The sequence below is a fragment of the Pseudomonas sp. Irchel 3F3 genome, assembly GCF_900187545.1.
Classification (GTDB): Bacteria; Pseudomonadota; Gammaproteobacteria; order Pseudomonadales; family Pseudomonadaceae; genus Aquipseudomonas; species Aquipseudomonas fortuita.
In genome coordinates this window covers 335,591-348,717 of the sequence record NZ_FYDS01000005.1, presented here as the reverse complement: position 1 = coordinate 348,717, position 13,127 = coordinate 335,591, and the positions used below count along the sequence as shown (strand labels likewise).

11 protein-coding genes are annotated in these 13,127 nt (G+C 62.3%); 5 read left to right on the top strand and 6 right to left on the bottom strand.

Going from position 1 to position 13,127, the window contains the following annotated elements; all coding sequences use genetic code 11:
• Positions 1 to 17: 17 nt before the first annotated feature.
• The 6 genes from CKW35_RS12890 to yaaA all read right to left on the bottom strand — a co-directional run bounded on the left by CKW35_RS12890 (position 18) and on the right by yaaA (position 8,650).
• A complete protein-coding gene (locus CKW35_RS12890) occupies positions 18 to 1,496 on the bottom strand; it encodes an alginate export family protein (RefSeq protein ID WP_095116067.1) in 1,479 nt (492 codons plus the stop codon).
• A complete protein-coding gene (gene algK / locus CKW35_RS12885; RefSeq protein ID WP_016489012.1) occupies positions 1,493 to 2,920 on the bottom strand; it encodes an alginate biosynthesis TPR repeat lipoprotein AlgK in 1,428 nt (475 codons plus the stop codon). Before algK ends, CKW35_RS12890 begins: the two co-directional genes overlap by 4 nt.
• 12 nt (positions 2,921 to 2,932) lie before the next feature.
• Entirely contained in the window at positions 2,933 to 4,099 is a 1,167-nt protein-coding gene (locus tag CKW35_RS12880; RefSeq protein ID WP_095116064.1) for an alginate biosynthesis protein Alg44, read from the bottom strand.
• 37 nt (positions 4,100 to 4,136) lie between these two features.
• Positions 4,137 to 5,618 (bottom strand): glycosyltransferase family 2 protein, encoded by a 1,482-nt coding sequence (locus tag CKW35_RS12875; RefSeq protein ID WP_095116062.1) that lies wholly within the window; start codon positions 5,616 to 5,618, stop codon positions 4,137 to 4,139.
• Between the two features lie 70 nt (positions 5,619 to 5,688).
• Positions 5,689 to 7,005: a nucleotide sugar dehydrogenase gene (locus tag CKW35_RS12870; protein WP_023047936.1), complete on the bottom strand. Its 1,317-nt coding sequence runs from the start codon at positions 7,003 to 7,005 to the stop codon at positions 5,689 to 5,691.
• Between the two features lie 865 nt (positions 7,006 to 7,870).
• Positions 7,871 to 8,650, bottom strand: coding sequence for a peroxide stress protein YaaA (gene yaaA / locus CKW35_RS12860; protein WP_016489007.1), 780 nt, complete (start codon positions 8,648 to 8,650; stop codon positions 7,871 to 7,873).
• Positions 8,651 to 8,787: 137 nt separating this feature from the next.
• On the opposite strand from yaaA, the gene CKW35_RS12855 reads away from it, so the two are divergent.
• From CKW35_RS12855 to moaE, 5 genes are all read left to right on the top strand, one after another.
• Positions 8,788 to 9,930, top strand: coding sequence for a polysaccharide deacetylase family protein (locus tag CKW35_RS12855; protein WP_095116058.1), 1,143 nt, complete (start codon positions 8,788 to 8,790; stop codon positions 9,928 to 9,930).
• A gap of 265 nt (positions 9,931 to 10,195) precedes the next feature.
• Positions 10,196 to 11,590, top strand: a complete 1,395-nt coding sequence (locus CKW35_RS12850) for a PhoH family protein (protein WP_016489005.1) — start codon at positions 10,196 to 10,198, stop codon at positions 11,588 to 11,590.
• 210 nt (positions 11,591 to 11,800) lie between these two features.
• Positions 11,801 to 12,271, top strand: coding sequence for a cyclic pyranopterin monophosphate synthase MoaC (moaC, locus tag CKW35_RS12845; RefSeq protein ID WP_016489004.1), 471 nt, complete (start codon positions 11,801 to 11,803; stop codon positions 12,269 to 12,271).
• Positions 12,271 to 12,516, top strand: coding sequence for a MoaD/ThiS family protein (locus tag CKW35_RS12840; protein WP_016489003.1), 246 nt, complete (start codon positions 12,271 to 12,273; stop codon positions 12,514 to 12,516). Before moaC ends, CKW35_RS12840 begins: the two co-directional genes overlap by 1 nt.
• Positions 12,517 to 12,518: 2 nt before the next feature.
• Positions 12,519 to 12,965, top strand: a complete 447-nt coding sequence (gene moaE / locus CKW35_RS12835; RefSeq protein ID WP_095116057.1) for a molybdopterin synthase catalytic subunit MoaE — start codon at positions 12,519 to 12,521, stop codon at positions 12,963 to 12,965.
• Positions 12,966 to 13,127 lie beyond the last annotated feature (162 nt).

The window sequence follows — 13,127 nt, the reverse complement described above, 5'->3', positions numbered from 1 at the left end:
TCAGTCCCCTAGCGGCCTCAGAAGCGCCAGATCACATCGACGAAGGCGCGGTGCATGTACGAGTCCGCTTCCTTGCCGTAGGCGTCGCCCGGCTTGAACACACCGGCACGCAAGCGCACCAGGGCGGACGGCTCGTCGATGGCCTGGCTCATCGAAGCCGGCAGCAGGCCTTGCTTGAAGTACTTGGTCACGACCACGTCCATTTCCTGGCCAAGGTCTTTTTCGCCGTCGACCAGTTGGCGGCTGATGCCGTTGTCGTTGACGGCTGCGTTGATGCCGCTGGAGCCGATGTTCTGGTTGCCGTCGACGCGCCAGAACTTGTGGTAGATCAGGCTGGCGTCGTAATCGTCGCGCAGTTGCCAGGAGGCGAAGAGGGTGGCGGCCTGCAGGTTGCCCAGCTCGCCGCGGAAGGCTTCGCCGAAGCGGTGCACGCGCGAGCGGGTGCCGGTGAAGTTGGAGCGGTTGCTCTCAAGGCCGGTCTGCTCGAAGTTGTTCGAGCCGTCGTCACCGCCGCCGCCGCTGCCGCGGGCGTAGGCCGCGCCGACCTGCCATTGCGGGTCCAGGCGCACGCGGATGCCGAGGTCGGTGGCCCAGGCATTGACGTCGCCGCTCTGCGTGCCGGTGGCAACCTGGTCGTCGCCTACGGCCTGGCTGCTGAGCTTGTCGCGGTCACCGGTCAGCCAGGTGACGCTGCCCCAGTAATTGACGGTGTGGTCGTTGCGCCAGTTGTAGGCATCGCTGTTGGCTTCAAGGCCCAGCCAGGTCAGGTCGCCGGTGCGGGTCTTGTCCAGCGCATCGACGGTTTCGCCGGGGTTTTTCAGGCTGCTGCTGTCATGGGTGTGGTGGGCGCGGACGCCCACCCAGTGGCCAGGGGTCCACTGCGTAGCGACGTTGCCGTAGATGTGCGTGCGGTCCTTGTCTTCCGGGGCCAGCTCGGTGAGGTCGGTGCGGTACTCGCTGAAGCGCTGGGCCACGCCCAGGTCGGCCTTGAGCAGGGTGGTGTCGAAGGTCCAGTTGAGTGCTTCGATGTTGGTGTCGCGCCACATGCCATCGTCGCTGCGCAGGCGCTGGCGACCGAAGCGCAGTTGCTCGCCCGGGTAGGCGGTGAGGCCGCTGTAGCCCACCCAGAACTCACGCATGGCCAGGTAGCTTTTGTCTGGCTGGCGGCTGTCTTCGCCGGTGTCGGTGGTGCTGCCGTCGTCGTTCTGGCGCAAGGTGTCGGTTTCGATGGTGTCGGTGGCTGCGACCGCCTGGCCCATGGCGTAGGCGCTCCAGTTGCCCCGCTCGCCGTACACCCATGGGCGCAGGTCCAGGCCCAGGCCGTTGACGTCGCCGCCAGGCCGGGTGCCCAGGTCACGGTCGTCTTCCGATTGCCCGGTAATCTTCACGTCCAGGCCGAAGTTTTTCTCGGCGGTCATCTCCGCCAGGGTCGGGCAGGACCACAGCAGGGCGAAGCTCAGGCCGATGCCGGCTTTCACGAAGGGATTGAGCGTCATAGCGAGTCCTCACCGTCTACTTCTTTTTCGTCGTCCTGCAGGGCTTCTAGGGCCAGGGTGCTATGTGCGCCCTGCGCCATGCTGCCGCGTGCACGCTTCTCCTGGTCCAGCAGTTGCTGGGCCTGGCTGCGCTGTTCAGGTGACAGTTGCTGATCGAGCTGCTGCAGCAGTTCAGCCGATTGCGGCGTCGGGTTGGCCTGCGACAGCTGGGCGAATACCCAGGCGTTGCCGGGTTGCGGGCGAATGCCATGGCCTTCGCTGAACAGCTGAGCCAGGGCATAGTCGGCGCTGTTCTGCCCGCCACGGGCGGCGGCCAGCAGGTTGTCGACGGCCTTCTGCGGCTCGACATTGCCCAGGTAGCCGCGGCGGTACAGCTGGCCCAGGTAGTAATGGGCGCTGATTTCACCGGCATCGGCCGCCGCTTGCAGGTGCTGCTCGGCTTTTTTGGCGTCGGCTGGCAGGGTTTTACCTTCGTAGTACAGGCGGCCCAGCAACAGTTCGGCGCGTGGTTGTTCGGCCTTGCGGCCCTTGTCGATGTAGGCCAGCAACTGGTCGGTGTCGCCCAGTTCGGGGAAGTCGTACAGCAGTTGCGCCAGGCTGACCCAGGATGCCGGATTGGCTGGGGCCACCTGCTCAAGCAGGTCCTTGGCGGTTTTCTCATCGGTCTGGCCGAGGCTGCGATCGGCCAGGACCCGGGCCACGCTGTCGACCCGGGTGGCCGGCACTGCGCCACGGGCGTAGGCAGCTTTCAGCTGGGCGAGCAGGGCGGCTTGCTGATCGGCCTGAACGCGCTTCTGGTACACCGTGGCCAGCTCGACGTAGCAGATGTCGGTGGTGTTCAGCGCGGCCTTGCACATTTTCTCCACCTCGCCCAGGTGCTGGTCGTAGGTGCCCTGGGTACGGTACAGCAGCACCTGGGCCAGGCCCGCTTCCGGGTTGCCGGCGGCGCGCCACTGGTCGATCTGCTGCTGCGCGTTGACCGTTGGGAAGCTCTGCGGATAGCTGAGGTAAAGCATTGCCAGCGGGATCAGGGTATTGCTTTCGCCCTGTTTCGCCGCCTGCCTGAGCAGGGTTTCGGCTTCCTCGCGCTCGGCCTGGGTGCTGTCAGGCTTGGCCACCAGCAGGCGGCCCAGACGCGCCTGGGCACGGGGCGAGGTAGCGGCCGCGGCGCGGTAAGTGGCCTCGGCTTCCTTGATTTGCGACGGGTCGCGGGTGGCCACCTTGATGTCCGCCAGGCCCACTTGCGCGTCGCTGTAGCCCAAGTCGGCCAGGGCCTTGTAGTTGCGCTCGGCCAGTGCCGTGTCGCCGCGTTTCATGGCTTCGTTGGCCAGGCGCTGGTCAGGCAGGCCTGCACAGCCGGCCAGGGTGATGGCGGCTGCCAGGGCACACAGGCCCAGGCTTGCGCTCTTCTTGCAGGGCATCATGCGGTGATCCTCTTACAGGCCACGGGCCACGGCTTTGTCTACAAGCCAGTTCAGCGACGGGCCACGGTCGCTGTTGACCGCTGCCGGGCGGCCGGCGAGTTCGGCAGGCATGCCACTGTCAGGCTTGATCTGCACGCGGATGTCGGAGGACAAGTCTTCGCTGTTCAGGCTGGTGCTGCTGACGATCTGGCCAGTGCGCACTTCGTCTTCGCCGGCGACCTGGAAGTTGACCTGGGTACCTGGCTTGACCTCGTCGAACTGGCGGTAGCTGAAGCGGGCCTCGACCATCGGCGTGGTGGTGCGCGGAATCAGCTGGAAGATCGGCTGGCCCTTGGCTGCGTACTGCCCGTCGTCCACCAGTTGGCGGGCAACCACGCAATCGCAGGGGCTGGTGAGGGTGCCAGACAGCTGCTTGCCGAACAGTTCCTCGATCTTCGCCGGCTCCAGTTGCGCGTCGTCCAGGCTGCCCTTGAGCATGTCCAGCATGCTGGTGGTGAAGCTGGCCAGTGGTGCGCCCTTGGCAATCTGCCCACCGCTGTCGACCAGGCTGCTCACGGTGCCGTCGCGCGGCATGGTGACGGTGGTGGTCGGTACCGCGACCACACCGGCTTCGGCGTGGCTGACGAAGTACATGCCGTACAGCGACTTGGCGACAAAGCCGAAAGCCGCGACGCCGACCACGAATACGCCGAGGGTGACGGTGACTGCCTTGAGTCGGCCGAAGGCGCTCAGGCCCGACCCACCGTCTTTCTGCTTGCGTGCCTTGGTGAAATTGTCGCGCTGCAAGGTGCTCAGCACATCGCCGATGCTGATCAGCTCGCCCGACAGGTGGCTGGTGATGATGTGCCGCAAGGTGGCGATGTCGCGTGGTTCAAGGTTCTGGAACTGCGCACCGGTCCGGCCATTGTCCGGGTTGTACGAGCGCACCTGGAACTCGATGTCGATCGACAGGCCCAGGTTGTCGACCACGAACTGCAGGCGCCCGCGCAGTACTTCGCCCACCGACAGTTGCTGCTTGGTGTGGAAGCTCAGGCCACCGGCGGAAAGGTCGTCGACCTTCACTTCATGGGTTTGGCGCTGGGCGTCCAGGAAACGCAGCTTGGCGGGAATGCGCACCCGGGCGTGTTGGCGCTGGGCTTCGGACTCATGCACGACATTGACGTTCACGGCGGTATTCATGGGGGTTTGTTCCTGTTAGATCCGATCCGGGTTGGGCTCACACGACCATGAACAGCACAGCAACGAAGATGCTGGCAGCCGAGAAGGTCATGGTCCGCGAGGACCAGGTGTTGAACCATTGTTGAAAGCTGGCGAGGTCACGCTTGAGGGCAGTGGGCTGACGCGTCCACGACTGCTTGTCGAGGCGGAAGAACACGTAGATCTTCATCAGCGCGCCGATGATCTGGTTGTAATAGAGAATCAGCGGGTAGGCCGGGCCTACGTTGTGGCCGGAGCACAGCAGCATGATGGTGAGGATCAGGCGGGTGATGCCGATCCACAGCAGGTACACCAGCAGGAAGGCCAGGCCGAACTTGAGGCTGGCGATCACCGCCACCGTCAGCCCTAGCAGGCTGGTCCACATCGATACGCGCTGGTCGAACAGCACGATGCTGGTGAACAGCCCGAGGCGGCGCAGGCCCAGGCCCAGTGCACGGGAGTTCTGCCGCAGGTTGTTGCCGTACCAGCGGTACATCAGCTTGCGGCTGGCCTTGAAGAAGCTCTTTTCTGGTGGGTGCTCGACCGTGTTGATGGCAGCGTCCGGCACGTAGAAGGTGTCGTAGCCCAGGCGCATCAGGCTGAACCAGCTGGATTTGTCGTCACCGGTAAGGAACTTGAAGCGGCCCAGGCGCCAGTGCATCAGCGAGTCGCTTTCAACGTCGGCGATGAACTCAGGGTTGGTCACCACGCTTGCGCGGAACATCGACATGCGCCCGGTCATGGTCAGCACGCGCTTGGACAGGGCCATGGAGCACATGTTGATGTGGCGCTGGGCGAAGCGCAGCTTGTGCCACTCGCTCATGATGTAGCCGCCGCGCACTTCGCAGAACTCGTTGGTGGTCAGGCCGCCGACGTTGGGGAACAGCTTGAACCACGGCACGGTCTTGCGTACCACACCATCGGCCAGCACGGTGTCGCCGTCGATCACGGCCACCACGGCGTTTTCGTCCGGCAGCATGCGCGAGATGGCGCGGAAGCCGTAGGCCAGGCCATCGCGTTTGCCGGTACCGGCAATGCGCACGATGTCCAGCTTCACATGGGCCGGCGGGTTGTACTTGGCCCACAGGCTTTTCACCAGCAGTTCATCGGACATCTCCACCAGCGAGCAGACCACGGTGGTAGGGAAGCCACAGTTGATCGCCTCGCGGATCACCGAGCTGTAAACCTGGGCCGTGGTCAGTGCTTCGATACGGAAGCTGGTCACCATCAGGTAGACATGCGACGGGTCGGTGGCAGCGCCCATTTTCTGCACCTTGCGGCGCAGGTACGGGTACACGCCGTAAAGAAAGATCATGCCGCGGATGAAATGGGTGGCGCCCATGGAATAGCGCCAGATGCCGACTGCGCCGACCAGGAAAATGAAGTGCTTCGATTGCGAGTCGAAGATATCGGCTGGCAGGGCCAGGGCGATCAGCATGAGCAGGCTCATGTAGAGCAGCCACCCGGCGCACTGCAACAGCACGGTCTGGAGCCTTTGCATGTTCAGCATCCGTCGAGAATTCGGGAAAGGGTGGGCGACGCAGGCTCGGCCGCGTCGCCCGGCCGAGGGCTTACCAGCAGATGCCTTCGGTACGGCTGGTGGTGCTGCTCGGTTTGCTCATGAAGCCGACCAGGTCGATCACCTGCTTGCCGGCTGGCGCTTGCTGGGCCAGCGTGCGGAACTGCTCGTCACGGTTGCCCAGGACGATGATGTCGGCGTTGTCGATCACCTGCTGGAGGTCGGCATTGAGCAGCGACGACACGTGCGGGATCTTCGACTCGATGTAGTCCTTGTTGGCGCCATGCATGCGGGCGTACTGAACGTTCTCGTCAAAGATGTCCAACTGGTAGCCCTTGCCGATCAGGCGCTCGGCCAGTTCTACCAGCGGGCTTTCGCGCAGGTCATCGGTACCGGCCTTGAAGCTCAGGCCAAGCAGGGCGACCTTGCGCTTGTCGTGGGCTTCGATCAGTTCGAAGGCGTTTTGCACCTGCGATTCGTTGCTGCGCATCAGCGAGTCGAGCAGCGGGGCGCGCACGTCCAGGCTGGCGGCACGGTAGGTGAGGGCGCGCACGTCCTTGGGCAGGCATGAGCCGCCGAAGGCAAAGCCTGGGCGCATGTAGTACTGGGACAGGTTCAGTACCGTGTCCTGGCAGACCACGTCCATCACTTCACGCCCATCAACGCCTACCGCTTTGGCGATGTTGCCGATTTCGTTGGCGAAGGTGACTTTGGTGGCGTGCCACACGTTGCAGGTGTACTTGATCATCTCGGCCACTTCGATCGGCTTGCGGATGACCGGGGCGTCGAGTTCTTCGTACAGGGCTTGCAGGATGTCGCCACTGGCGCTGTCCAGTTCGCCGATGACGGTCATCGGGGGCTGGTCGTAGTCCTTGATCGCGGTGCTTTCACGCAGGAATTCCGGGTTTACCGCGACGCCGAAGTCGACGCCGGCTTGTTTGCCCGAGCAGTCTTCGAGGATCGGGATGACCACGTTCTTGACGGTACCCGGCAGCACGGTGCTGCGCACCACGATGGTGTGACGGCGGGTGGTGTCACGCAGTACGTAGCCGATCTCACGGCATACCGACTCAATGTACTCCAGGCCCAGGTCGCCGTTCTTCTTGCTGGGCGTACCCACGCAGATCATCGAAACGTCGCTGGCGCGGATGGCTTCGGCGAAGTCGGTAGTGCCGCGCAGACGGCCATTGGCGATGCCCTGTTGCAGCAGTGCTTCCAGGCCAGGTTCGACGATGGGCGACTTGCCCTGGTTGATCAGGTCAATCTTGGTGCTGGACACGTCCACACCGATCACTTCATGGCCACGCGCCGTCAGGCAGCCTGCACAGACTGCACCCACATAACCCAAACCAAAGATGCTGATACGCATCGCTATCACCTCATGTGTTTATCACGCCGACACCTCCGCAGAGAGTCGGGCTGGGTTGATTAACAACAGTTTTTCAGGCGCACGGATTCATGGCGAATGCACACTTGGCCGAGCGCAGGCAAAATAAATCCGGAGCGCACAAACTTATGCACTTAAAGTTGGCAGTCAAAAGCCATTAATAAAAAACGTGCCCTGGCATGCAGCCGTCTTTATTGCAATGCGCTACTTGGCACACTGCTGTGCTTGTTTTTTCAAGTGGATAAATCCTTTGAAATCAACCACTAGGACGATTTGTAAGGGACGCTTCTCTCCTGCATGGGCAAGGTTTTCGGGGGACCCCGTGCAACCTGTTGAAGTTACCAAGGCAGTGAGTAGATATCTGCCTCTGTCACCTGTAAGTCATCTCTCACAGCCCGTAGGCAGGAAAATCGTTACGGCACTATGAGCGATCTGCCGCATAAGAAGTTCCTGAGTGGGTTTCGACCGGATGAAAGATTTCTAAATATTTATTCAGCTGTCGGCAGTTTCAATTTGATAGCACGCGGGTAGTTCACCCCCGTGTATAAAGGGTGAAACTGTAACGGGATATTTTTATGCCAGCATCCGAAAAAAATTTTCAGAATTCGTCAAAAAAGGTATGAACGGTCTTATGGCGTTTTGCGATAAAGGTAGGGGTGATGTTTTTCTGGCGCCGAAATCGTGACGTGATGGCGATTTGCATCGAGCCCCAAATCAGGGCGGAGGGGAGGTTTAATGGCAGCAGGCTCTTCGCGGCCAAGGCCTGCTGCCAACTGGGGCGCGCTGAGCTCCCGGCCCGCGCAATCCCTGTGGCAGCGGCTTTAGCTGCGAAGAGGGCGTCACAGGATCAATCCGAGGGATGATCCCGCAAAAACACCAGATGATCAGCCTTTGACTGCTCGGCACTGTAGTAGTACCCCTGCACATCGAACTGCTTGAGCTGTTCCGGGTCGCTGATGCGCTGCTGGATAACGAAGCGGCTCATCATGCCGCGGGCTTTCTTGGCGTAAAAGCTGATGATCTTGTACTGACCGTTCTTCAAGTCCTTGAAGTCGACATTGATCACTCGGGCCTTCAGTGCGCTGCGTTTCACTGCACTGAAGTACTCGTTGCTGGCCAGGTTCAGCAGCACGTCATCGCCTTGTTCGGCCAGGGCCTGGTTCAGCCATTCACTGATGCGTGTGCCCCAGAAGGCATACAAGTCCTTGCCGCGGGCGTTGGCCAGCTTGGTGCCCATTTCCAGGCGATAGGGTTGCATCAGGTCCAGCGGACGCAGCAGGCCGTACAGACCCGAAAGCATGCGCAGGTGGTCTTGCGCGTAGCTGAAGTCGTCCTCGCCCAGGCTCTCTGCGTCGAGGCCGGTGTACACATCACCCTTGAACGCCAGCAGTGCCTGCTTGGCATTGGCCGGGGTGAAGTCCGGGGTCCAGCTGCCGAAGCGGGCGGCGTTCAGGCCCGCGAGCTTGTCGGACAGGTGCATCAGTTCGCTGATCTGCGCAGGCGACAGCTCGCGCAGCTGCTGGATCAGTACCTGTGAGTCGTCCAGGTACTGGGGCAGGGTGAAACGTTCGGTCACAGGCTTGGTGTCGTAGTCGAGGGTCTTGGCGGGTGAAATCACCGTCAGCATCGGGTCGGCTCCTGGCATCGTTGACCCAAGATTCTACGGGCTGGGCGGTGCAAGTCCAAACTATGGCGACGATAGTCACAGACCATGGCCGGCGCAGGCGCTATAGTTCGCGTTTTGTCGATGCGGAGCCCTCCACCGTGCGCATTGCCTTTGCCTTGCTGGCCGCGCTGCTGAGCCTTGCCGTGCAAGCCGCCCCTTCACCCCAGGTAAGCCTGGATCGCAGCCTGTGGCCCGAGCAACTGAACAGCCCGGCGCTGTTCGATGTGGCTTCGCGGGCCGAGATCCTCTCGTTTGCGCAGGTACTGCATGAAAGCGAGTTGCTGGACGACGCGGCGCTGGCGGCGCGGCTAGGCTTGCGGCAGATCAACCTGCAAAAGGTGCGTCTTGTGCGCGCGCGCCTGTGGCAGCGCCTGTGGCAGGGGTATGAGCAGGCGCAGCGCAGCTGCGAGCAGGATGCCTCATTCTGCTACCCGGTAACTTCAATGGCAGATTTACGTACGCAGGCAGCAACGTTCGCGGCCGATGTCGGCACGTTCTATACAAACTGGATTGAGCCGAGCCACCAGTTCCACGTGCGTTACCTGGACGAGCAGCTGCGCAAGGCCGCCTTGCTGCCGCAGACCAGCAGCGAGGTGGAGCGGCTGTCTGCGCGGGAGCGCACTGGCGATGAACTGAACGACCGTATGTTCTTGCTGACCTTTGTCGGCGGACCAGGGCCAGAGGGTGGTAACACCGATCTGCTTGCCCACTACCTGCGCCGGCAAAAGCTTCAAGCTACATTCTTCGTGCTGGGCAACCGCTTGCAGCAACGTCGTGACGCCGGGGCGGCAAATGCCTTGCGCCAGCTCTACCGCGGGCAGTGTGTAGGCATCCAAGGCTGGGAATACCGTTCCCATGCCCAATGGACGGGCTGGCAGGACTCGCTGCGGCGTAGCCAGGCACGGGTGCAGGCTGACCTGCCGGCACAGTACGTGCCGTTGTTCCGGCCACCGTATGGGCAGCGCCGGGCCGATGGCGAGGCGTTCATGGCCCGCCAGCAACTGCGCGTGTCGTTGTGGGATATCGATGCCCTGGACGATGGCGCGCTGAGCGCAGAGGCCTCTGCGCAGCGGGTGCTGACCCTGATGCTGTTGTGGCGCAAGGGCGTGATCCAGCTCCATGACAGCCTGCCCAAGGCTCAGCCAGCGGTAGAGTGGTTGCTGCGAAATACTGCCCAGAGCGGCATCGGCTGGGCGGATTGCCGGGAATATGCTTATCGCGAACAGGGGTATGACTTCTGAGCGTAGCCCCCTCTGGCGCTGTCGCCAAGGCCTCTTCGTCAATCGGAAAAATAAAGTTCAAAAACACGTAAAAATGCTTTTTACGGTCATGGTTTTTGCGGTATGAAGAAACCAGACAGCCGATTCCTGCAGCACAGGTGGCGTCATCCAGGCCCACCTAGCCAGGTTCGCTTCCCGCCCGTAACAACGCGGATACGGGGAGAACGGTAGTCACTTTGCGGCGCAACAGACCGTGCCGTATGGCTTCGACATAAGGTGACCGAGTATGGATGACCAAGGACGCAACCCTTCCTCCAGCAAGCCAATCCTGTATGTGCTCGATACCAACGTCCTGATTCACGACCCCAACGCATTACTCAACTTCGAGGAGCACCACGTCGCCATTCCGATGACGGTGCTGGAGGAACTCGACAAGCTCAAGACCGGCAAACAGACCATCGCCGCCGAATGCCGCCAGGCCATCCGCCTGATCGACCAGACCCTCGGCGACGCCTCGCCCAACGATGTCGAGCAGGGCGTACCGATCCAGCGCAACAAGAGCGGGCCCAAGGGGTTCCTGTCCATCCTGATGACCCCGCGCAACGAGCCGAACAAGCTGCTGCCGGAAACCCTCAACGACAACATCATCATCAACCAGCTGCTCGAAGTACGGGCGCGGCGCACCGACCTGGACGTGGTGCTGGTCACCAAAGACATCAACATGCGCCTCAAGGCGCGCGCCTGTGGCATTGCGGCCGAGGATTACAGCACCGACCAGCTGGTCGACGACGTGTCCTTGTTGTCCAAGGGCTACCATTCGGTCACCGGTTCGTTCTGGGACCGCGTCAGCAAGGTCGATACCCGCCAGGAGCGCGGCCGCACCTGGCATCGGGTGCAGATGATCGACAACCTGCCTGCGGTGCACATCAACGAGTTCATTATCGATGAGCAGGGCTTTGTCGGCTGGATCAAGGGCATCCGCAACGATGAGCTGCTGTTGCTCGACCTGCACCAGGAGCCACTGCTGCACCAGGAAGCCTGGGGGCTGAAGCCTCGTGACATCCACCAGAGCCTGGCACTGTTTGCCCTGCTCGACCCGGATATCCACCTGGTCAACCTGACCGGCGCAGCCGGGTCCGGCAAAACCATTCTGGCCCTGGCCGCAGCCATCGAGCAGACCATGGTCAGCAAGCGCTACCGGCGCATCATCGCTACCCGCAGCGTGCAGGGGCTGGACCAGGAGATCGGCTTCCTGCCGGGTACCGAGGCCGAGAAGATGGAGCCGTGGCTGGGCGCCATCACCGATAACCTCGAAGCTTTGCACATGGATGACGAAAGCACCCATGGCAGCGTGGAGTACATCCTCGAGCGCGTGCCACTGCAGTTCAAGTCGCTGAACTACATCCGAGGCCGTAGCTTCCAGCAGAGCCTGATCCTGATCGACGAGTGCCAGAACCTGACGCCGCACCAGATGAAAACCATCATCACCCGTGCCGGCTCCGGGTCCAAGGTGGTCTGCCTGGGTAACCTGGCGCAGATCGACACCCCCTACCTGTCCGCGACCAGCTCGGGCCTGACCTACCTGACCGAGCGCTTCAAGGACTTCCCCCACGGCGTGCACATCACCCTGCAGGGCGTGCCCCGCTCGGTGCTGGCCGAGTACGCCGAGTCGCATCTGTAACCGTCACCGCCGGGCGGTTAGCCGCCCGGCCTTCCCTTGCAGGAGCAGCCTTGTCCTGCGAAGAGGCCATTACACGCAGGGCTATTTTCCAGTCATGCTGGCCCTTTCGCAGCACAAGGCTGCTCCTACAGGTGATGTGCATGCCTCATACCTCTGCTCAAACCTGACCCACAGGTTTACACTGCCAGTTCCCTTCACAGGAGCAGAGCAGTGCTGACACATCTTGATTCCCAGGGGCGGGCCAACATGGTCGACGTCACTGAAAAGGCCGTGACCGAGCGCGAGGCCACTGCCGAGGCGCGGGTGCGCATGTTGCCGCAGACCTTGCAGATGATCGTCGACGGGGAGCATCCCAAGGGCGACGTGTTCGCCGTGGCGCGCATTGCCGGGATCCAGGCGGCGAAGAAGACCAGCGACCTGATCCCGCTTTGCCACCCGCTGATGCTGACCAGCGTCAAGGTCGAGCTCAGTGCCGAGGGCCAGGACGCCGTGCGGATTGTCGCCCGTTGCAAGCTGGCCGGGCAGACCGGCGTGGAGATGGAGGCGCTGACCGCTGCCAGCGTTGCCGCGCTGACGATCTATGACATGTGCAAGGCTGTGGACAAGGGCATGGTCATCGAACAGGTACGCCTGCTGGAAAAGCTCGGCGGCAAAAGTGGCCATTACAAGGTGCAGGCATGATGAAGGTCAAGGTGATGTACTTCGCCCGCTACCGCGAACTGCTGGGTGTGGATGGCGAGCGTGTAGAGGGCGCGTTCAAGGTGCTGGACGATGTGCGCCAGGCCCTGGTGGGCAAGGGTGGGCACTATGCGGTGCTGGCTGAGCAGAACCTGATGTGCGCGCGCAACGAAGAGCTGTGCAAGCTCGATGAGCCACTGCAAGAGGGTGATGAAGTGGCGTTCTTCCCGCCGGTGACCGGAGGCTGAACATGGCAGTGCGAGTGCAACACGGCGCGTTCGACCCAGGGGCCGAGGTGAATGCCATGCATGCGGCCAATGTTGGCGTGGGCGCGGTGGTCGGTTTTGTTGGCTATGTGCGGGATTTCAACGATGGCCGCGAAGTGGCGGGGATGTTCCTTGAGCACTACCCGGGCATGACCGAAAAGGCGCTGGCCAAGATCGTGGTCGAGGCCGAGCAGCGCTGGCCGTTGCTCAAGGTGGAGGTTTTGCACCGCATCGGTGCGCTGGAACCGGGCGAGCCGATCGTGTTTGGTGGCGTGGCCAGCGCCCATCGGCAGGCGGCGTTCGAGGCCTGCAACTTCATCATGGACTACCTGAAGACCCGTGCGCCGTTCTGGAAGAAGGAAAATACCCAGGAAGGGCCGCGGTGGGTTGAAGGCAAGCAGAGTGACCAGGATGCGGCGGGGCGCTGGTAGATTGCTGTCTGATGGCCGGGGCTTTGCCCCGGTTCGCGGGGCAAGCCCGCTCCCACAGGTGCTTTGCTGAACCCAAGGGCAGCGGAAAATCTGTGGGAGCGGGCTTGTCCCGCGAAGAGGCCGGCACAGGTCAGTGGTGTTTGCGCGGCACCGGCTTTAGCA

Excerpts from the sequence above, each read along its gene's own strand:
- CKW35_RS12890 (WP_095116067.1), bottom strand. The coding sequence starts at position 1,496 with ATGACGCTCAATCCCTTCGTGAAAGCCGGCATCGGCCTGAGCTTCGCC.
- algK (WP_016489012.1), bottom strand. The coding sequence starts at position 2,920 with ATGATGCCCTGCAAGAAGAGCGCAAGCCTGGGCCTGTGTGCCCTGGCA.
- CKW35_RS12880 (WP_095116064.1), bottom strand. The coding sequence starts at position 4,099 with ATGAATACCGCCGTGAACGTCAATGTCGTGCATGAGTCCGAAGCCCAG.
- CKW35_RS12875 (WP_095116062.1), bottom strand. The coding sequence starts at position 5,618 with ATGCAAAGGCTCCAGACCGTGCTGTTGCAGTGCGCCGGGTGGCTGCTC.
- CKW35_RS12870 (WP_023047936.1), bottom strand. The coding sequence starts at position 7,005 with ATGCGTATCAGCATCTTTGGTTTGGGTTATGTGGGTGCAGTCTGTGCA.
- yaaA (WP_016489007.1), bottom strand. The coding sequence starts at position 8,650 with ATGCTGACGGTGATTTCACCCGCCAAGACCCTCGACTACGACACCAAG.
- CKW35_RS12850 (WP_016489005.1), top strand. The coding sequence starts at position 10,196 with ATGGATGACCAAGGACGCAACCCTTCCTCCAGCAAGCCAATCCTGTAT.
- CKW35_RS12840 (WP_016489003.1), top strand. The coding sequence starts at position 12,271 with ATGAAGGTCAAGGTGATGTACTTCGCCCGCTACCGCGAACTGCTGGGT.
- moaE (WP_095116057.1), top strand. The coding sequence starts at position 12,519 with ATGGCAGTGCGAGTGCAACACGGCGCGTTCGACCCAGGGGCCGAGGTG.